Source organism: Novosphingobium flavum, assembly GCF_014230315.1.
Taxonomy (GTDB): domain Bacteria; phylum Pseudomonadota; class Alphaproteobacteria; order Sphingomonadales; family Sphingomonadaceae; genus Novosphingobium; species Novosphingobium flavum.
This window is the reverse complement of the sequence record NZ_JACLAW010000011.1, coordinates 12358-31353: the sequence shown is the minus strand read 5'-3', so window position 1 is coordinate 31353 and position 18996 is coordinate 12358. Positions and strand designations below refer to the sequence as shown.

Here is an 18996-nt window from a genome sequence, read left to right as displayed (position 1 = left end):
GCGGATCGTGACGGTGACTGGGACGCCTGTCTCTAAAAAAAGATTATGACGGAACTGCCTCGCTCCTGCATCTAGGTTGTGAGGAGATCGTGCCACGGAACGCGAGCGACAAAGGGTATGGATCGCACGGGAGATCCTGCCGCATGAAGCGGCACTGCGCGCTTGGTTGCTGCGCCGGGTTTCCTGCCGTTCCGATGCTGAGGACATCATTCAGGAATGCTATTGCACCCTGAGCGAAAGAGGGGACTTCGGATCGATCCAGTCTCCGCGCGCTTACCTGTTTACCGTGGCCCGCAACCTGCTGCTGCAGGAGATCAGGCGGAACCGGATAGTCCAGATCGATTCCGTTGCCGAGCTCGATCGGTTCGATGTCGTCTGCGAGGAGCCGTCGCCGGAGCGGGTGGCGGCGGGACGGAACGAGCTGGCACTGGTCCGCCAGCTGATTGCGGACTTACCCGCCCGGGCGCGCAAGATAGTCGAGTTGCGTAAGATCGAGGGTCTTTCTCAGAAGGAGATCGCGGTGCGTCTGGGAGTGTCGGTGAACGTCGTGGAGAACGAAGCCTCGCGGGGACTCAAGGTCATCCTCGATCGTCTCACTGGCGGTGCCCTGGCTAGCAAAGCACGGAAGCAGAATGATGACAGCGCGCGAAACCCCCGAGCAAATTGAGGAGGCCGCCTTGGCTTGGGCGGTTCGCTTCCCCCTTTCCGAGGAGGAAGAGGAGCAGTTCGAGGCGTGGATGGCAGGCGATCGCCGGCGGCGCGGCGCGGTGACACGGGCGCTCGCGGGGTGGTCGATGCTCGACCGCGCCCAGGCGGGCGGTCCCATGGCGTCCGCCGAGGTCGCGCCTGACAACGATGACGAGCCAGCCGTAGACGGACGCGCGCTCTCTTGGATCCGGCGGCGGCATGTGCTTGGCATGCTCGGGAGCGGGATCGCGGCGGCGGTTACCGGGCTCGTGGTGCTCCCCCGGTTGGGACTTCACCGCGAGACGACGTCCTTGGGAGAGATACGCCGGCTGCCACTGCAGGACGGATCGCTGGCGACCATCAATACCGACAGCGCGATCGACATCAGGCTCGGCAGGAAGGTCCGCAGCGTCGCGCTCGTGCGGGGCGAGGCCTGGTTCGAGGTTGCCAAGGATCCGTCCCGACCGTTCGTGGTGGAATCCGGCCATGTCAGTGTCCGCGCCGTCGGCACGGCGTTTTCGGTCCGGCGATCGGACGATACCACGACCGTATCGGTGACCGAGGGGGTCGTCGCGGTGTCGCAGCACGACAGCATGCACAAGGGCTTCCCGCTGACCGCTGGCGAGCAGGTCACGATCGGGCATGACGGACTGATCGGCGACGTACGCAAGTCACCGGAAAATATTCAGCGCGCGCTCGCGTGGAGGACCGGCGAGATCGCACTCGAGGGCGAGACTCTCGGCTATGCCGTCGACGAATACAACCGCTACAACAGTCGCAAGCTGGTGATCGCTTCGGACGCGCTCGCGCAGGAGCGGCTGGTCGGTATGTTCGATGTGAACAACCCGGAAGGCTTCGCGGAAACGGTTTCGGAGATGCTCGACCTGCGGGTCGCGCACCGGAATGACGAAATTCTGCTGTTTCGCGATAAAATCTCACCGGTGGCGACGGAACTTCCTCAACCAAGCATCTAACGGGCAAGCCCTACAAAAAAATAGGGCGAAATTTGGGGTAGATGTCGGAGAGCAGGGATGGGAAAGGTCGTTTGTGCCGCGTTCGGTACGGCACTTATTGTTGCAAGCAGTTCACCTTTGCTTGGACAATCAGAAGAATTACATCAGTTCGACATTCCTGCTCAACCCGCGGTAACGGGGATTCCCCTGTTCGCCCGGCAGGCCAAGATCAACATCCTTGCTCCGCAGGCCTTGGCGGCCAATCGCCGCGTCAACGCGGTGCGCAGCCGGTTGAACGTCAAGGCGGCGCTTCGGCAATTGCTTGCTGGCACGCATCTGGTGCCTGTCTGGACCGCCAACGGTGCGGTGATGCTCCGGGAAGACGTGGCTGCGCAAGCCTCCCCCGTGGCAAAGCCAGCGCAGCCCATTCCGGTCGTCCTCGCCCCGGCCGCCGCGCCCGCACTTCGGGCTTCACAGACCTATGTCGCCACGGCCGATGAATCCGCGGCACAGGCCGCGCCCGCTCCCGCGGCCGACATCGTGGTGACCGGCTCGCGCGTGATCAGGAACGGCAACGACAGCCCGTCGCCGACGACGATCGCTTCCTCGAAGGATCTGCTGGCGGTGCAGCCGGGGCAGTTGAACGAGGCTCTGCAGATCTTGCCCGCATTCTCGGGGGTGCGCGGATCCACGAGCAACGCCGCCTCGACTTCGTCCTCCAATGGCGGCAACTCGTCGGCAAACCAGCTGAACCTGCGCAACATGGGGACATTGCGTACCCTGCCGCTGATCGATGGCCTGCGGATCCCGCCGTCGGGCTTCAACGGGAGCGTCGATGTCGACATCGTGCCCCAGATGCTGGTCCAGCGGGTCGACGTCGTGACTGGCGGTGTTTCCGCCGTCTACGGCTCGGATGCGGTTGCCGGCGTGGTCAACTATGTCATGGACAAGAAGCTGGCTGGGCTGAAAGTGCAGGCTAGCGAAGGCGTGTCGAGCCGCGGCGACGGGTGGAAGACCGATCTCGGCGCCGCCTTTGGCACAAGGTTCGCAGACGGCCGCGGGCATTTCGAGGCCAGCTACGAATTCCGTAACGAGAGCGGAATTCTTTATCGCTCGGACCGTGACTGGCTCCGGCAGCCGGGCGTCACGGGCGGGGGCACGACCGCAAATCCGTTCGTGCTGATCCAGGATACGCGCCAAGCGAACTACACTTTCGGTGGCCTGATCACCAGCGGAGCGCTTGCCGGCCAGGCGTTCAAGACCGATGGCGTCCTCTCGCCCTTCGTCCATGGGCAGGCGACCGGGAACAGTGCGCTCGAAATCGGTGGTGACGGTGCCTACTACGACGGTTCGTTGCTGACGCCGCTGCGCTCGCACCAGGTCTTTGGCCGGCTGGACTTCGATGTCTCGGACGGCGTCAAATTCTATGCCCAGGCCGCGGGCGACATCAAGACAAACCACAACTATGCCAACTACGACGCGCTGACCAACGTCACCCTCAGTTCGACCAACGCCTTTCTCGCGCCGCAGTACCAACAGGCGCTGGCCGCGGCGAAGCAGACCACCTTCAAATTGTCGGAGCTGCTCAGCAACGCTCCGCGCGAGGATGCGATCAGCAATTCCGATCAGTGGATGTTCGCCACCGGCCTGTCCGGCCGGGTCGGCGGGTATGACTGGGGGGTCGATTTCGAATACGGCAAGACCACGCTTCATGACATCCTGCCGCACAACATCAATTACCAGAAGCTGGCGGCGTCTCTCGATGCCGTCACCTCGGGCAGCCAGATCGTGTGCAAGATCACGCTGACCAATCCCGGGCTTGCAGACGACTGCGTGCCGCTGAACCTCTTCGGGCCGACCGCCGGCAGCGCGGCCGCCTACAACTATTTCCAGGTGTCTACCGACTGGCGTGGCCAGACCACGATGCCATCGGTCTCGGCCCATGTGTCGGGCGCGCCATTCGCGCTTCCTGCGGGCCCCGTGACGATGGCGCTGTCAGGGGAGTGGCGCAAGACCAGCTTCTCGGCCGTGACGACCAGCGACCAGAACACGCCTTACAGCTGCACCGGCATTGCGTTCAACTGCACCACGGCCCCGCGGCTTTACGACCAGACGTTCCAGGCTTTCCCCAAGGCCAGCAACGCCGTGTGGGAGGCGGCCTACGAAGTCGAGGTTCCGCTTCTGGGCAGCGCCAGGGGACGCGGCCTGAGCGTCAACGGCGCGGCCCGTTACACCAGCTACCAGTACAGCGGCAATTACGTGACGTGGAAGGGCGGGGTGGACTGGCGGATCACCGATACGCTGCGCCTGCGCGGCACCGCCTCGCGCGACATTCGTGCGCCCAATCTGTTCGATCTGTTCCAGCCCGCCAATAGTCCGCTGGTCAAGGCGACCGACCTGCTCACCGGAATCGCGACCACCGTGACCACCAACGGCGGCGGCAATCCCAACCTTACCGCCGAAAAGGCTCGGACCTATACCGCCGGTCTGGTCTGGAAACCCTCGTCCAGCCTCAGCCTTGCGGTCGATTACTACCACATCACCATCACTGGAGCCCTTTCCAGCGTGTCCGGCCGCGACGCCAGTTCGCAGAACGATTGCTACGCCAGCGCGGGCACATCGCCATATTGCGCCTTGCAGAACCGGGCCAACGGGAGCGTCGCTGACGCGATTGCCGCCTACAATGCCAACCCGGCATCCGTCATCGGCAACCCGGCCTATGTCGTCACCAGCTGGAGCGGCTACAACCTGAACATCGCCCGGCAGGAAACCTACGGCGTGGACCTAGAGGTGAACTACAGCACGCGCCTGTTCCAGCGCCCGCTCGGGCTGCGCCTGCTGGCGGCTTATCAGCCGCATATGTACATCGCCCAGCCCGGCCTCGGCACGGTCGACTACGGCGGCGTCGCCTTCGGCCCGAATGGGTTTGCGGCCGGACCCAGGACGAGCGTGACGGCACTGGCCCGCTACCAGTTGACCGACAGCCTGACGCTTGACCTGATGGAGCGCTGGCGGGACGCGATGAAGCTGGCGGCATCGCCGACGGAGATTTTCGTGCCCGGCGGAAACCGGATCGGTACGTTCGCGACCACGAGCCTCAACCTGACCTACGAGCGGGCTACCCCCTGGGGCAAGGCGGCCGTCTTCCTCAATGTCCAGAACCTGTTCGACCGGGATCCCCCGCTCGGTGCATCCGACGCCAATGGCACCACGGCCGGCCTGCGCGACGGTTTCGCCGTGAATGATAGCCCGATGGGCCGATACTTCACGCTGGGCGCGCGGATCGGTTGGTAAATACTGCTTTTCACGGAGAGAGATCATGAAGAAAATCATTGCCCTTGCCGGTTCCGCGATCGCACTGGCCGGGACGGCCCACGCGCATACGTTGACCCAGAAGCCGATCAACTGTGAAATCCCGGTCGCCAAGCCGTTGCCCGATTTCGCGGCCGAATACGTCAACGCTGACGCGAACCACGATTCCCGTCTGACCTTCGACGAATACGTCTCCCACCGCGTGGCGCGTGAAGGCCAGCCGACCGACAAGATGAAGCGGCACTACATCATGCGTTTCGGCCAGATGGACCTCGACGGCGACGGCGAACTCAGCGCGCAGGAATATGCCACCCGCATTCTCGAATACGGCGACCGGCTGACCATGGGGTGGTTCTACGAGGCTGGTGATGGCCCCCATCCCAAGTCGCGCGAGCTGTGCCACACGGCCAACCCCGAGCCTGTGCCCGACATCGTCGCCGAATTCCGGAGTGGTGACGCCAACCACGACGGCAAGCTCAGCTGGGACGAATACGTGGCGGCGCGTCGTGGACGCGAGGGCGGAGAATATACCCCTGCCAAGGTGAATCATTACATCATGCGCTTCGAGCAGATGGACCTGAATCACGACATGACGCTCAACATGGCTGAGTATGGGGCGCGCATCGGCGAGTACAAGGATCGCCTTGACGACGGGCGGTATTACGAAGTGGCTTCCGGCGATCCGAAGGCCAAGTAAACGTTCCAAGCGCCAGCCCCGGCGCGGCCGGAGCTGGCGCATTTGCCGAAGTCGCCTTCGTCTCACTCCCGGGCGGCTCCGCCGGCCAGGTGCAGTTCGTTTGACATCACCCCGCGGGGCTCTGTCAAAGGGACTGCACCGCTAGCGAACGGGGCGGTCGAGGGTAGGGCGGGGCCATGCCCCGTCCTCAAAAGCCAGCCTCGCCGTTCCGCTATTTTCACTCCTCGCCGGAGGTGATCCGGCTCGTGGTCATGATGTACGTTCGTTTCCCGCTGAGCCTGCGGAATGTCGAGGATCTGTTGTTCGAGCGCGGCATCGATCTCCGGCGTGAGACGGTGCGGCTCTGGTGGAACAGGTTCAGTCCGATATTTGCCGCCGACATTCGCCGTCAGCGGGTGAGCCGGATGGCTGGACCGTCGAACGAGAATGTCGGCAGCGGACGACTGCTGCGAAAGTGTGTGTCTATGGAGAAAATCGCTTATTTCATTGCTCTACCACCAAGCGCCCATTTTTGACTTGATAGAAATGTTGGTTATCAGGTGAGAAGAATTTTGAAATTTCCGTAGTATATTTGTAATAATGATGAGATGAATTCCTGTTATTTATATAGTTTTTTTCATCGTTGGGATCGCCCGTTCCGGCGTACTGAGCCCATTGGGGGTATGGGAAAACGGGGCGGGTAAAGAGCGTCTTTGCCGCCGGCTGCGAATATGGATCTGCTCTGTCTTCGCTGGCCGTTCCGCCGGCCGTCTTGCCGACGATCAGTTTCTCCGGTGCGCGATGGAGTTCGGTCCAGGCCATCAACGGGCTCAGCAAATCGACCTGTCCCGGACCCTCGCCGCCACCGCAATGCCCGACACCGGGAAGGAGGAAGAGGCGCGTGAAGCTATCGGTTCGTTGCGCGCCCAGTTCTCGTTGCACGCCTTCGTAATATGCGACCACGCTTGTGGGCTGGACTGTCAGGTCAGCAGCCCCGATCCACAAGATTAACTTGCCGTCGCGCTTCTGTAGTGGGCGCAGATTGGTGTTCGCTGTATTCCACAGCGGCGCCATTCGCGCGACTTTCCCGAACCATTCCTGATCGAAGTGGAAGCTGTGCTCCATCACGGCGGGCGTTATGCCGGGATCTGATGGGGAGAGTATCCGCACAAGGGCTCTGCCCGGGTTGGTGGCGACATTTGCCGGCCCGGCCGAAGTACTGAGTTTCCAGTACAGCTCGGAACCCGGCGGGAATCCACCAAGATCGAGCAGTCGGCCCTTGTCGTCTTGCGGGCCTCTATACAGCTTTTCGGCGACGCGGGCCTCTTCGCTCGTCAGGCATTTCGCGGTGTCGCTCGCTGCGGCGCTGCATTGCACCCACGCCGGTTTGAACGTGCAGGCGCTTGGCGTCTGGAGCAAGCCGCCAATAAGCCCCGCCGAAGGCGCGCAATTCTGCATGACGGCATCGTGCAGAATTTTGAGGCGACTGCTCGCCAGAATGACCGAACCGTCGCTGCGCCTGTTCGCCTCCCACTCCCAGCCAGGGAAGAATGCGTTGTGGACGCTGTCGATGACGACCGGGGCTCCCGCACTGATGCCGTCAAAGTCAGATGGGTAACGCTGGGCGCTGGATAGCGCCTCGCGGCCGCCGTTCGAGCAGCCAATGAAGTATGAAAAGCGCTGTGACTGACCGTAAAAGGCCTTGATCAAGGCCTTTGCTGCAAGCGATGTTACATGATTGGCTCGATAGGACCAATCGATGCGCTTCTGCTGATTGTCGTAGGTCCATGGGGTTTCGCGGGTGATACCCGGGCCACCCCTATCGGTGATTGCAAGCACAAGTTGCCCCTTCAGCGCGGGCTCGTTCGTGATCGCTCGGGGAATTGTCAGTATGTTCTGCGCGCTGAGCGCGAAGCGCTGGGTCCAGCGCTCGACCGGCAGGAACACTTGATATTGGACGGTGCCTGGGCCGATATTGCCTGTAACCTTGCAGAATGGGCCTTGGGCAGAATTGACAAGTTTCGCCGAATTGATTGTGGCTTGGCTGACTTCGCCGGCGCCAAGCGCAACGCTTGCCAGTCGCTCGCAATCGATCACCGGTTTGACGATGGGGAGATCGAGCCAGTTCCGCGGGCTAGTGTCCTGGTCTCGCGGAATTTGGACGTGTTCCGGGCTTTGGGCTTGGTTTGGATTTTGGGCAGTCGCCAATACCGAAACAGTGCTCAGTAGCAAAAATCCCATGTGCGGACGTAGCCGGGCGAGAGAGTGGCGCGTCAAACCGTTCTGGTCGTAAGTCACTGTATTACTCTCCCGGGTACTGGATTATTTGCAATGTGTTTTATTTGAAAGGGATAGGCATAGTTCCTGGTCGGTCATCGAAGATTGTTGACTGCGAAAAGGTTGGTTGGCTGATTGGATTTATATCGAATGACGTCCCTGTTCCGGTCGCAACGGACCGGCACTTTCGGACCGTGGCGACGGCCTCGGGCCGCGGTGCAAAGGTTGCGTATAAATCGCCTTGAAATGTGTTTTGATCCGCACCCGATCAAGCGGGCGCGCGGATGCCGAACTGGTGTTTGTCGCCATCCATGGATTTCATGATCTGAATGACATTTTCCATATGGATGTGCACTGCCATCTGCGCGGCGTTTGGATCGCGATTGCAGATGGCCTCAATTGTCTTGAGCCAATACGGCAGCGAAACCTGTGGGCGGCCCGGCCTATAGGCAAGATTGGACCGAAACGCGGCATTGCGGTCCCGTAGTCGGCCCAGAATCTCCTTGGCGATCGGATGGCTGGCGATGCGCACATAGGTGTCGACAACCAATTCCTTGGTCTCGATGAATCCCACCGTATTCCCTTGCTTGACATGCCGCTTCATTTGTTTGGCAAGCTGTTGCAATTCGACGATCTCATCGTCGGTAATGCGTTCGGCGGCGCGGGCAGCGCAGTGGCCTTCCACCAGCGAGCGCATCTCGGTGATCTGAACGCCTTCCTCGGGTGCAACCGTGCGAACGCGGGCGCCCTTGTTGTCGATTCGGAGGACCAGGCCTTCGTGAACCAGCACAGTGAGCGCGGCCCGAACGGTATTGCGACTGATTGCGCCCAGTAATTGGGAAACATCATCCTCTACCAGGCGCTGCCCGGGGATTAATTGTCCGGTCACGATCGCCTGACGAATGGCGTCGACGGCCGCGGCCTGTGACAACACTTTTGGACGTTTTTTTGCTGTCGGCGAGGCGTTTGCAATCTTGTTCATATCGCGAGCTTCGTTGGATCTAGGATATTGCAGGGCCGACAGGAAGCGCCAGTCGGATCGTCAGCTAAAAGTGCATCTTCGATGGGGCAGCCAATTTCTCGTAACAAAGGGGGCGCGGAATCGCAACCGGAGGGTGAAGTGTGACCTTAGGCGAGGCGTGCCGTTGATGTAAACTGGTGACCAATATCGTTGTTGTAAAATGGAGAGTGATATTGACTCGCGCTGGAGCCTTCGGTAGGCCAAGGCATCAGGGCGCACCGCCTGCAACGGGCATTCCAGCCACCGGTTGTCGTGGCCCGCAGCGGCAAAAAAGTCGCCCGTTCGCGGAGAGAAGCGATGATCAGGGCTGAGTTGGGCAAGGCAGTCAGCGTTTTGCCAAGTATCGGCAGGCTTCGCGCCTTTCGCGCAGCGGCGCGATGCGAAAACATTTGCAAGGCGGCGTCCGAACTTGGGCGTTCCCAGTCCGCCGTCTCGGAAGCCATCCAGAACATGGAGAGCGAGTCTGGCTTCAGCTTGTTTAATCGGACCGCCTCGGGCTGCTACCCGACTGACGCGGGCAAGGTCCTGATGGCCCGGGTAGATGGCTTTTTCGCCATCATGGAGACGGCCGTGGCGGAAGCGCTCCGGGCAAGTTCGTTGGCGGGAGCGACGCCGTCGACGGTCATGCAGCGGATCACCTGGTCGGACATGCTGGCCTTGCGGACATTGCACGAATATGGCGCGTTTCCTCACGCCGCACGCCATTGTGATGTGACCGTCACCTCATTGCGGCGATCCGCGCGCAGGCTGGAGCGGCATCTGGGCGTGTGCCTGTTCGAGAACAGCGCGCAGGGTTTGAAGACCAATGCCTGCGGATCGAAGCTGGCAGGCCAGATCATTCTGGCGACGCGCGAACTGGAATGCGCCGAAGAGGAAATGAAAGTCCAGCAGCGGACCCTCGGCGGACGGTTGCTGATCGGGCAGGTATCGGCGGGCAATTTTCTGAATTCGCTGGAGCTGGATGACTTCAGCAAGTTGCATCCGGAAGTGAAGATCAGTGTCACGAGCGGTTCCTATGACGCATTGCTTTCAAAACTGCGTGATGGCCAAATCGACTTGCTGATCGGCATGGTCGGGAATCCGGCGCCGACACCGGATGTCATCGAGGAAGTGCTGGGGGAGGATCCTTATGTGATCGCTGCCAGCCGCAACCATGCCCTGGTCCGCTTTGAGCGGGTTTCACGCGAAGATCTCGCCTCGGTTGAGTGGATCGCGCCCAAGTCCCGGCGGCCGATTTTTGAACGGATTTTCAAGGGCATATCGTCGCCAAGATTCAACATCGAGACCCAGTCGCTGGTGTCGATCTTTGTATTGCTGACCCGGGCCAAGCACCTTGCGATCCTATTGCGGTCGGAACTCGAGTTGAGCCGAAGCCTGGGCAATCACCTGGTCGAACTCAACTACGCCGTGGAGAGGGCTCCGTTGCAGATGGGGATGAGCGTTCGCAGGGAATGGCGGCCGTCGGCGGTCCAGCGGGAGTTTATGAATTTCCTGCGGGGGCGACAGGGCGGCGGTTCGGGTTTCAACGGCTGGCGTGTTGCCGCCTAATTAGCGGAATTAGCGGAAGGAATTTGCGCGTTGCGCATGCGATCGATCGGCTCTTTGCAAGTCAGCGTGGTTGGACTTGGTTGTGCGAATTTCGGGCGCGGGATCGACCGCGACGCCACCGCGACAATCGTCGGCGGCGCGGTGGAGGCCGGAATCAACTTCTTCGACACCGCAGATACCTACGGCATGCCGAGGACTACCAGCGAGGTGTTCGTTGGCGAGGCTCTGAAGCCTTTTCGCGATAGCGTGATCATTGCCACCAAATTTGGCCGCAAGCTGGACGATCGGCGATTTGGGGCCAAGCCCGACTATGTCCGCAGCGCGACGGAAGCGAGCCTCAAGAGGCTGCAGACCGACCGCATCGACCTGATGCAACTTCACATTCCCGATCCGCTCACGCCGATCGAAGACACGCTCGGCGCGCTCGCCGATCTGGTCAGGGAAGGGAAAATCCGCGAGATCGGTGGTTCGAATTTCACAGCGGCTCAATTGCGGTCCGTAAATGTCGCAGCGCGAGCTGCGGGAACGCCGACATTCGCATCCACCCAAGCCTCTTTCAGTCTGCTGCATCGCAAGCCGGTGGCCGACCTGCTGGCCGAATGTGAGGCCTGCGGGACCAGCCTACTCCCTTATCAGCCTCTTTTTCATGGCCTGTTGACCGGCAAATACCGCACGGGAGCGCCAGTGCCCCAAGACAGTCGCATGTCGGGCAAGAGCCTGAGTACGCAGAATGAATTCATGTCGGCATCCAACCTTGCCGCGGTCGCAGCGCTCACATCCTACGCGCAGGAGCGGGGCCATTCGATCATCGAACTGGCTTTCGGCTGGCTGCTCGCTCACCGTGCAGTGCCGTCGATCATCGCAGGCGTCAGCACGCTTGGCCAGGTGAAGTCGAATGCTACGGCCTGTGGCTGGGAAATTACCGCTGACGAGATGGACGCGGTCCGCCTCATACTGGACGCGAATGCGCCCTCGGGCGACCTGCTGGAGATCAACGGACTTTAGTCTGCTTATGGGCTTGCGGCCAGGCGCCGGATGGCTGTCCGGCGCTGCTTGGCGATGGACGGGCCATTCCTTGCGGCACACCCGTCGCGAATTGGCGAAGGGCCGCCCGGTCGAATGGCCGGGGTGAGCTTAGCCAGCCCGATGAAATCATTATTGGGGAGAAGATTCAGTGGCCTCGATCATTCTGGGGATCGGTACATCGCAAAATTCGCTTGCCAGCGTGCCCGGTCGCGATTGGCACATCCGCGGCAAACTCGATGCTGAACGAGGATGGTTCTTTCGTCCGGACGGCAGCCAGGTGAGTTATGACCAGCTTGCCGCCGAGGCCGGCGATCGTTTCAAGGACTATCTCGCCGAACCGTATCTGGACGAACTGACCGGCCTGATCAGCGCTGCTCAGCGCCGGCTTGCCCAGGCGATTTCACGTGCCCGGCTGGATGTACTGGTTGTTGTCGGGGATGATCAGGGCGAGCTTCTCGATCGCAGCAACATGCCAGCCGTGGCCATCTACAACGGCGCCGAACTTGCCAACGGCAAGGCCGTTACGGGCTTTCCTGAGTGGCAGAAACGATGGCGCGAGGCGGCCGCGCTTGATCCCGCTCGGCACTATCCGGGGGCGCCGGACTTCGCCAACGATCTGATCGGGCGGCTGATCGAACGGGAGATCGATGTTTCGGTCGTCAATCGGCCGGCTGCCGATGGCAAGGGGATCGGCCATTCCTGGGCCTTCGTGGCGAACCGACTGATGGTCGGCGTCGACGTGCCGATCGTGCCGGTCATCATCAATACCTGGTATGGGCCCAATGTCCCGACGCCCGCCCGGTGCTTTGCGATCGGGCAGGCGATCCGCGCCGCGATCGAGAATGACCCTCGTGATTTGCGCGTCGGTATCGCCGCAGCGGGCGGCCTCAGCCACACGCTTTTGAACGAGGAACTTGACCGCAGTGTGATTGCGGCGCTTCAGACGGGGGACGCCGAGGTGCTGACGACCTTGCCGCGCAAAGCGCTTTCGGGTGGATCGGCGCAAATTCTCGACTGGATCGTCATGGCCGGTGCCGTTTCCGGGCTCGCCAACAAGTGGATCGACTACTTTCCAGCATATCGTAGCCTGGGAGGAACAGGTGCGGGCCTCGCCTTCGCGGCCTGGTCCTGAACGGTCTTGCGCAACGAATTCCCCGGCATCGAACGTCGGCCTTGTTAGTGGTCCATGCAGGGCGCGACAGGAATCCGATGACCGGGACGTTGAAACCGGAATGACATTCATTTTCCTCCTGCCTAATTAAAAACCAGTCGTTCTCAAGTCGGGCCAATCGGCGGCGATGGGAATACTGTGAAATATCCTGACAGGTAAGGGACGATATGGCGTCTAACCCGACAATAGGTTTGCCTGCGGCTGATGACAGTATGGCCATGCGCAGGTTTTTGCGCGGCATTGTCCATGAATTGCGCTCCAGGCGTTCGTTGCTCCTGGCCTGCCTTTCGGTCGTGCTGATCGTGGGTACTTGGCAAGCGTCGGCTAGCTATCGCTGGGTCGACCCGATTTTTCTGCCGGGTCCGCTTGAGGTTTTGGGGGCGCTGAAGGGCATTGTCACTGATCCGGGATTTGCCTCGGACTTGTCAGTTTCTGCCAACGAGTTCTTCTGGGGCCTCGGCCTGTCCGTCCTGGTCGGCGGCACGCTTGGCATCCTGTCGGGCTGGTATGGGGCGGTAGATGAATTTCTGAGGCCGGTGGTGACCGCGCTCAATTCAATCCCGCACTTGGCGCTGATCCCTCTCTTGGTCCTGCTTTTCGGGATTGGCGTGCTTCCGAAGGTCCTGCTGGTCCTGCTGAGCTGCATCGTCGTAATGTTGATGAACACCGCGGCCGGCGTGAGGAGCGTTGACACACAATTGCTCCGCATGGCCAAGAGTTTCGGAGCGTCGGATCGGCAAATCGTTTGCGCCGTGGTGCTGCCGTCGGTCGTCCCATTTTTCATGACGGGTTTGCGCATCTGCGTGGGCAAGGCCGTGGTGGCGGTTGCGATGTCCGAACTGTTCGGCTCCACCGCTGGCATCGGTAACATCCTCATCAAGGCGCAAAGTGCGATGGACATGTCGCGCATGTACGCGGCGGTTGTCCTTCTGACTGTGATCGGCATCGCGTTGACGCAGCTGGCTGCGGCGCTCGAGGCTGCCATGCAGCAGTGGAAGGCCTAGAAATATCGGCCATCGCAGGGGTGGGGCGAAGACCCCGCGACAGTTCGACAAAGGGATGCAGGCATGACCGTGATTTTCCAGGAACAAGAGGTCTCACCGCCGGGCTCGTGCGTTGACGCGCCAACGAAGCTTCAGATCCGCGATCTGCGCGTCACCTTCAGTTCGCGCGGCAAGAACTTCGTGGCTGTCAACGGTATCGACCTGGAGGTGCGCGATGGCGAGTTCATCGCGATCGTCGGGCCCAGCGGATCGGGCAAGAGCACATTCCTTATGGCGCTGGATGGCCTGACGCCATCAAGTGGCGGCGAGATCGCGGTTGATGGCAAGGTCGTGACCGGGCCTGGACGGGACCGCGCGGTCGTGTTCCAGGATTCCTGCCTGCTGCCGTGGCGAAACGTACTCGATAACGTCAGCTTCGGCCTGGAAATGGCCGGGATGCCGAAAGGTGAGCGCTACGAGATTGCGCGGGAACTCATTGGTCTGGCGGGTTTGACCCAGTTCGAAACCTTTCATCCCAAGCAACTGTCTGGCGGCATGCAGCAGCGAGTCAACATCGCGAGGGCCCTGGCGGCTGATCCTCAAGTACTGTTGCTCGACGAACCGTTTTCCGGCCTGGATGCACAGACCCGCGAGATCATGCAGGGCGAATTGCTGAAGATCTGGGATGAGCGCAAGAAGACCGCCATCTTCGTGACCCATCAAATCGACGAGGCTGTGTTTTTGGCGGACCGGGTGATTGCTTTCAGCGCTCGCCCGGCCCGGATTGCCGGAGAATGGTCTATTCCGTTCCCGCGTCCGCGGCACCTGAGCATCAAGCAGAGTCCGGAACATCGGGCCCTCGAGGATTCGATATGGCAGGTCGTGCGTCAGGAGGGGGCGCTCGCCGCCGCATAGCCGCTGTTTCGAAAGGATGAGGCGGGCCAGCGTGGCTGCCGCGCGCCAGATCTTGCCCTGCAAGATATTGATGGTGAAATTGGTCACCAATTATGTTGACCGAATCGGGTTGGATTGGTAAGAAGAATAAAGATAATACCGACAAGAACATATCCGGTTTGGAAATTACAATAATGTTCTTGAAGGCATCGCCAATTTTCATAACGTAGTGGAGAGAAAAATGCCTGAAGTAATTATTTACGCAGCGGCTGGTAGAACCGTCGAGCAGAAGCGTGGGCTGGTCAAGGACATCACGACCGCTTTCGACGTCCACTTCAAGTCGCCTCCGAAGAACATCGTCATTCAGATCGTGGAATGCCCGGAGGAAAACAAGGCGAAGGGCGGCGAGCTGTTCTGTGATGCCGAGCGGCGCAAGCATCACCAGGTTTCGCAGTCCAGCTGACCGGGCGCTGCTGCACAGTTGAATGCGTTGCTGTCGGGGTGCCGTCGCCTTGCGGTCCGGATCTGTGCGTGTCCGCCCGGTCTGGCAAACAGAAGGAAAGCCACTTGGGTATCAAATTTGTAGGAACCAAGCCGCTTGACGTCGACCTTATAGTCGAGGGGTACGCGCTCAATAAAATGGGCCACTCCCTTATCCGGGAAGAAAATCGGCAAGAATTCCAGGCCGACGAAGATGCTTACATGGCAAAATTCGGACTCAGCGAGAAAGCGGTCGCGGCGGTGAAAAGCCGCGACCGGGACGAGATGATGGCCGTAGGTTTGAACATGTATTTCTACGGGAAAATCAGATTCGTGACTGGTGGTGGCGGGCCGGCAAGCGCCTGAAGACCGCTGCGGCGATTGTTACGAACGAAGAAGGAAAGAACTATGGCTCGGATTGTCGGCAGCGTGGCGACTTCTCATACGCCGATTATTGGCAAGACGATCGCCAAAAAGCGGGAGAATGATCCGGAGCTTGGCTTGAAGCCATTCTTCGACGCGTTTCCGCGGGTTCGTGAATGGGTGGCTGAAGTTGACCCTGATGTCGTGGTCCTTGTGTACAACGATCACGGGGTCAATTTCTCCCTCGAGAACCGTCCCGCCTTCGCGATCGGCACCGCGCCGACGTTCACCAATGCGGACGAGGGCAATGGCGCGCCGCCGCCGCGGACCTTCCAAAGTGACCCGCACCTGGCCTGGCATATCGCGCAATCGCTCATTGAGGATGAGTTCGACATCGCGACTTGTCAGGAAATGGCGTTCGACCACGGCGGCACCACCGCGCTCGACCTTCTGTGGCCCGACCACAAGGTGATCCCGCTGATCCCCGTCGAGATCAATGCGGTGCAGCCGCCTCTTCCGACGCCGCGCCGCATTTTCAAGCTTGGTCAAGCTTTGGGAAAGGCCATTGGGTCCTATCCCAAGGATCTCAAGGTGATGTTCCTGGCCACAGGCGGTCTTTCTCATACGATCGGGATCGGCGGATACATCAATGAAGAATTCGATGCCTATTGCATGGAAACGCTGGCCAATAATCCGATCGAAATCGCCCGCTTCACTAGCGATGATATCGTCGCCAATGGCGGCGAGCAGGGCTTGGAATTCCTGACCTGGGTCGTCGCGCGCGGAGCTCTGCCCGACAAGGTCGATGTCGTGACCAGTGTTTATCACAAGCCGATCTCGCATACGGGTGGAGGCATGATGGTGATGGAAGCGGCCGAACGGTAACGGACGGTCGCGGCCCGAAGGCTGCTGGTGCAGTTACCCCATCTAGGGTGGGGCTGTTGGACGCGCCTGATGCCGTCGTCGAGCAGCAGCAAGGTTTTGCGGGCGATTTGTCCAAAAACTTTCGAAGGACAGTCGGTGGCGACGTCCCTTGGTAACGCCAATATATTGCAACGGTGATAACATGACCGTAAATAATAATCTAAATGCCGACATAATCACGTTGAGCTCCGATGATAGACTCGAAATATACGAGTTGATCGCGGCCAAGTTCTTCCTGTGTGAGGACGCTGGTGATCATGAGTCCTGGGCGGATCTTTTCACCACCGATGGCACGTTCTTTCCTATCGGCAAGGAGCCGGTTCAAGGCAGGGTCGCGCTGATAGAGTATTCCGAGAATCGGTGGGAAAAGCGACCCGAAGTGCGGGGGTGGTCGCATTGGGTCAGCAACGTCGTCATCCGGGCAACCGCGGAAGGCGCGGAGTCCCAAAGCTACATGATGGCGGTCGAAAAGAAGGACGGCAAGTTCGAGATCGTCTTGGCTTCGGCCAAGCGGGACGAGGTGCGGCGCGAGAATGGCAAGTGGCTGTTCCACACGCGCCGGACGGTGCCCATCGGGCCGGCCTAAGGCTCACTCTGGGCGGACATATGGTCGTGCGCAGTGGTCGGTAGCCGAAGGTTTCCACCGACAGGCGTCAGCGCCGCCAACGAAGGCAAGGAATTAAAGATGTTGCTACCTGAAGGCCTGAATCCTGGCGCATATACCCCGTTCGACAGAAACGGGCGGCTCAACCAAAAGCAGCTCGCCGAGGAGCTGCGCTTGGTCACTCGCGGGGTCGGTGGTCTTCACGGACCGTCGACCCATGCCGAATATGTCAGCCTGACTCTCAGCGATTGGAAAGCGTGGGCAGAGACCGTCATCGACGTCGCGCAAGGAGCCGGGGTCAAGGCCTGGCCCTTTCTTGGAAGCGAGAGCTTCGAGAAGACGCTTGAGCAGGCAACCCATGCCATGAAGTTGGGCGCTGACGGGATTTTCGTCATGGCGCCATATTTCAACAAATACTCACAAGAAAGCGCCTTCGAGTATTATCGTGATATTGCATCAACATTTTCTGATACCCCAATTGTCATCTATCCTTCTCACATGACAGGCAATCATTTTTCGCCGGCCACGATCGCGCGCATTGCTGCGCTGCCCAATATCGTCGGAATCAAGATGGCGCCGGACAATGAATTCGCCGACACGGCCAAGATCGTGCTGTCCGCGGAAACGAATCCGTCGTTCAACCCGGTCGCCGGCGGATTGCTTCAGCTCTATCCCTTGATGAAGGGCGTCGACATCAAGGCTAGCTGCAGCGCGCTTTCCAATTTCGCCCATGACTGGAGCTTGAACCTATGGACTGCCTACCTCGCGAAGGATTGGCCGACGGTCCGTAAATGGCACCTGAAGCTCGCCAGGATCGCCGCGGTGCTAAGCTCCGGTCCAGGTGGCGGCGCGCAGGCCGGGCACAAGGCCGCGATCAGGTTGCTGGGCCGCGATGTCGGCGAGATGCGCCGCCCCGGACTGCCGGCAACCGACGAACATGTTGCCCGCATCCGCAAGGTCTTCGAGGAAGAAGGGCTCTTTGAAAGCCAGGCCGCGAATACGGCGTGAATTTGTGCAGGTTTCGTGGTGCGCGGTAGGGAGCTGAGAAATCCGATGAAATTGGATCGCAAAGTGGAAGCGCAGGGATCGCCTAACTGGAAAGTGCGAACAGTCGCGGCCGTGGCCGGCATCTTGATCATCGCCGCGAGTGCCTGGCGCTCCGAGGCGCCGCAGGACAAGTCCGCGAAGATCACCAAGATCCGCGTTGCCTCGACGGACACTCTCGTCAACGCGACGCCGTTCTTCGTCGCCGACAAGCTTGGCTATTTCAAGGAAGCCGGCCTGAATGTCGAGTATTTTGCCATGTCAGGCGGCGCTGCGCCGCTGGCGGCAGCGATGAGGTCGGGCCAGCTTGACGTCTCCTTGGGGGCGGCAAGCCAGTTCATGGCTGACATTGCCCGGGGTGTTTCCAAGGGAAAGATCATTGGAGAGTTCGTCGATAACTCCTACAATATCATTGGGGGGAAGGGCATTAACAGCGTCGAGCAGCTGAAGGGCAAGATCTTCGGCGTGGTAAGCTACAATTCCGGCGATCAGATCTATTCGATCGCAACTCTGCCACGGTTTGGCATTCGGGATCGGGATGTTACTTGGCTACCGCTGGGTTCGCCGCCTGCCCGGTTGGCTGCGCTATCGACTGGCCGGGTCGATGCGATCGAGATCGAGGATACCCTGCTGACCGACGCGCTCAGGCCGCAGGTCATCGTCAGTTCAGACAAGAGCCCGATCAAATTCGTCGCGACTAGCGTTTTTGCCCGGCAGGATTTCGTGGACGCCAATCGGCCGGCGCTGAGTGCTTTCCTTCGCGCTATTGGCAGGGCTTCCGTCTGGATAAAGGCTAATCCTGACAAGGCGTTGCCGATGTGCGTTCACGGCGGTGCCAGCCTGGCTGCGTGCACAAACGCGATCAAGGTCGGAACCTCCAGCAAGAACCCCTACACCTGGTCGGAGACCACTGCGGTCAATGCGCCGGCGATACAATCCATGATCGCGCAAATCGGGACCGTGGTGCCGCGGGCGAACAGCCTGTCGCTGGCAGACTTCGCCGATACTACCTTAGCAGCCTCGGAGCGGTGAC

At 60.4% G+C, this 18996-nt stretch carries 17 protein-coding genes and 1 pseudogene; 16 read left to right on the top strand and 2 right to left on the bottom strand.

Going from position 1 to position 18996, the window contains the following annotated elements; genetic code table 11:
* Positions 1-121 precede the first annotated feature (121 nt).
* From H7F51_RS14130 to H7F51_RS14110, 5 genes and pseudogenes are all read left to right on the top strand, one after another.
* A complete protein-coding gene (locus tag H7F51_RS14130) occupies positions 122-667 on the top strand; it encodes a sigma-70 family RNA polymerase sigma factor (RefSeq protein ID WP_185665051.1) in 546 nt (181 codons plus the stop codon).
* Positions 633-1661: a FecR family protein gene (locus tag H7F51_RS14125; RefSeq protein WP_185664960.1), complete on the top strand. Its 1029-nt coding sequence runs from the start codon at positions 633-635 to the stop codon at positions 1659-1661. The genes H7F51_RS14130 and H7F51_RS14125 overlap by 35 nt, the downstream gene beginning before the upstream one ends.
* 117 nt (positions 1662-1778) lie before the next feature.
* Positions 1779-4934 (top strand): TonB-dependent receptor, encoded by a 3156-nt coding sequence (locus H7F51_RS14120; RefSeq protein ID WP_185664959.1) that lies wholly within the window; start codon positions 1779-1781, stop codon positions 4932-4934.
* A gap of 25 nt (positions 4935-4959) precedes the next feature.
* The gene (locus H7F51_RS14115) at positions 4960-5649 is read left to right on the top strand and encodes an EF-hand domain-containing protein (RefSeq protein ID WP_185664958.1); all 690 of its coding nucleotides are present in this window, start codon (positions 4960-4962) and stop codon (positions 5647-5649) included.
* 176 nt (positions 5650-5825) lie between these two features.
* Positions 5826-6062 (top strand): annotated as a pseudogene (locus H7F51_RS14110) (IS6 family transposase); the annotation flags it as partial.
* A gap of 70 nt (positions 6063-6132) precedes the next feature.
* On the opposite strand, the gene H7F51_RS14105 reads toward H7F51_RS14110, so the two are convergent.
* Together H7F51_RS14105 and H7F51_RS14100 are read right to left on the bottom strand one after the other, a co-directional pair.
* Positions 6133-7926, bottom strand: a complete 1794-nt coding sequence (locus tag H7F51_RS14105) for a tannase/feruloyl esterase family alpha/beta hydrolase (RefSeq protein WP_185664957.1) — start codon at positions 7924-7926, stop codon at positions 6133-6135.
* A 247-nt stretch (positions 7927-8173) separates the two neighbouring features.
* A complete protein-coding gene (locus tag H7F51_RS14100) occupies positions 8174-8887 on the bottom strand; it encodes a GntR family transcriptional regulator (protein ID WP_185664956.1) in 714 nt (237 codons plus the stop codon).
* Between the two features lie 336 nt (positions 8888-9223).
* On the opposite strand from H7F51_RS14100, the gene H7F51_RS14095 reads away from it, so the two are divergent.
* The 11 genes from H7F51_RS14095 (at position 9224) to H7F51_RS14045 (ending at position 18995) form a co-directional block, all read left to right on the top strand.
* Positions 9224-10474 carry a LysR family transcriptional regulator gene (locus tag H7F51_RS14095; RefSeq protein WP_185664955.1) on the top strand — a complete coding sequence of 417 codons (1251 nt, stop codon included), beginning with the start codon at positions 9224-9226 and terminating at the stop codon, positions 10472-10474.
* A 36-nt stretch (positions 10475-10510) separates the two neighbouring features.
* The gene (locus tag H7F51_RS14090; protein WP_221774153.1) at positions 10511-11479 is read left to right on the top strand and encodes an aldo/keto reductase; all 969 of its coding nucleotides are present in this window, start codon (positions 10511-10513) and stop codon (positions 11477-11479) included.
* Positions 11480-11648: 169 nt separating this feature from the next.
* Complete coding sequence (locus H7F51_RS14085; RefSeq protein WP_185664953.1) at positions 11649-12632, top strand: DODA-type extradiol aromatic ring-opening family dioxygenase; 984 nt, start codon at positions 11649-11651, stop codon at positions 12630-12632.
* A gap of 251 nt (positions 12633-12883) precedes the next feature.
* Entirely contained in the window at positions 12884-13675 is a 792-nt protein-coding gene (locus tag H7F51_RS14080; RefSeq protein WP_185664952.1) for an ABC transporter permease, read from the top strand.
* A 63-nt stretch (positions 13676-13738) separates the two neighbouring features.
* Positions 13739-14569: an ABC transporter ATP-binding protein gene (locus H7F51_RS14075; RefSeq protein WP_185664951.1), complete on the top strand. Its 831-nt coding sequence runs from the start codon at positions 13739-13741 to the stop codon at positions 14567-14569.
* Between the two features lie 220 nt (positions 14570-14789).
* Positions 14790-15011, top strand: a complete 222-nt coding sequence (locus H7F51_RS14070; RefSeq protein WP_185664950.1) for a tautomerase family protein — start codon at positions 14790-14792, stop codon at positions 15009-15011.
* Between the two features lie 104 nt (positions 15012-15115).
* Positions 15116-15394 (top strand): hypothetical protein, encoded by a 279-nt coding sequence (locus H7F51_RS14065; protein WP_185664949.1) that lies wholly within the window; start codon positions 15116-15118, stop codon positions 15392-15394.
* A gap of 42 nt (positions 15395-15436) precedes the next feature.
* Complete coding sequence (locus H7F51_RS14060) at positions 15437-16276, top strand: class III extradiol dioxygenase family protein (RefSeq protein ID WP_185664948.1); 840 nt, start codon at positions 15437-15439, stop codon at positions 16274-16276.
* 181 nt (positions 16277-16457) lie between these two features.
* Positions 16458-16901: a nuclear transport factor 2 family protein gene (locus H7F51_RS14055; protein ID WP_185664947.1), complete on the top strand. Its 444-nt coding sequence runs from the start codon at positions 16458-16460 to the stop codon at positions 16899-16901.
* 99 nt (positions 16902-17000) lie between these two features.
* Entirely contained in the window at positions 17001-17927 is a 927-nt protein-coding gene (locus H7F51_RS14050; RefSeq protein ID WP_185664946.1) for a dihydrodipicolinate synthase family protein, read from the top strand.
* A gap of 45 nt (positions 17928-17972) precedes the next feature.
* Complete coding sequence (locus H7F51_RS14045) at positions 17973-18995, top strand: ABC transporter substrate-binding protein (RefSeq protein ID WP_185664945.1); 1023 nt, start codon at positions 17973-17975, stop codon at positions 18993-18995.
* Position 18996 lies beyond the last annotated feature (1 nt).